This window comes from Cellulomonas sp. P4_B5_2 (genome assembly GCF_056402235.1).
On the sequence record NZ_JBFUHU010000520.1, the window covers coordinates 1 to 1,248 of the forward strand.

At 70.1% G+C, this 1,248-nt stretch carries 1 protein-coding gene and 1 pseudogene; both read right to left on the reverse strand.

Going from position 1 to position 1,248, the window contains the following annotated elements; all coding sequences use genetic code 11:
- Positions 1-1,114: acyltransferase family protein (locus AC1DUQ_RS21820; RefSeq protein ID WP_477074646.1), on the reverse strand; the 1,114-nt coding region annotated here is incomplete at its 3' end.
- Positions 1,111-1,248 (reverse strand): annotated as a pseudogene (locus AC1DUQ_RS21825) (glucose-1-phosphate thymidylyltransferase); the annotation flags it as partial. The pseudogene AC1DUQ_RS21825 and the gene AC1DUQ_RS21820, both read right to left, overlap by 4 nt.

Genomic DNA, 1,248 nt, shown 5'->3' on the forward strand with positions numbered 1-1,248 from the left:
GACGCATCACCGGGCGTTGACGCATCACCGGGCGTTCGACGACGAGCCAGCTGGCGACGGCGAGCGGCACCGTGACCGCGATGGTCAGGACGACGTAGACCGCGACACCCCAGCGGAACAGGGCGAAGGTCGCCAGCAGCTGCTGGACGGGGAACGCGTAGATGTAGACCCCGTAGGAGACGTCGTGGCGTCGGATCAGGTCCGGGCACGGCAGCACGGCCCCCAGCCAGAGGATCGCGTAGGCCAGCAGCGGCGCCACGATCTGCGCCGCGCTCCCGTCGATCACCTTGATGGCGACGGCCGAGGCCACGAGGGCGGCCAGTGCGAGCGGCCACGTGAACGGGATCCTGCGCCGGAGCATGTAGACCAGCCCGCCGCCGAGGAAGAACGGGAGCAGGTTCCCCAGGATGACCACGTCGAGGTTGTTCTGCGTGTACAGGGACGCCGCCGGCATCTGGAAGTTGAGCAGTGCGACCGCCGCGAACGTCAGGGCCAGCCAGACGACGCGGCGCCGGAAGGCCGCGATGCAGCACAGCCCGGCGATGATCAGGTAGCAGAGGAACTCGTAGTAGAGGGTCCACAACGAGCCGTTCCAGGCGCCGAGGTAGGGGACGCCCGTCGGCGTCCCCGCCACGTCCCAGGTGACGATGCGCAGTCCGGCGTTCCCGAGCACGTAGTTCACGGGTGTCGTCGGCGTGGTCAGGAAGCCGCCCAGGCTTCCGTGGGCGTGCCAGTAGGCGATGGGTGCGAAGACGAACGCGGTGACCACGAGGCAGACGAAGAACGCCGGGAAGATCCRCGCGGTGCGGTGGATGATGTAGGCGCTCAGCGGCTTCGCCAGGCGGCTGCCCGTGATGAGGTAGCCACTGATCGCGAWGAAGCCGTAGACCGCCCACCGGCCGAGGTTGACGCCGTCGATCAGCGGCCCCTCGCCGTGCCCGGACAGGGTCCAGCAGTGGTTGACCAGCACCACGAGGGCGAGGATCAGGCGCAGCAGGTTGAGCCCGTTGCGGCGGGGGTGGAGCTGGGCGGAGCCCCACTGGAGGGCGGTGGCGGGCCGCAGCCGTCCGCGTGGCGGGCCGGGGACGACCTCGAGCGGGCTGGCGGCGCTCACCGCTCGGTCTCGAGCAGTCCGAGCAGGTAGGACCCGTAGCCGGACTTGACGAGCTTCTCGGCGCGTTCGCGCAGGGCGTCGTCGGTGAGGAAGCCGCGCCGCCAGGCGACCTCTTCGGGGGAGCCGACCTTGAG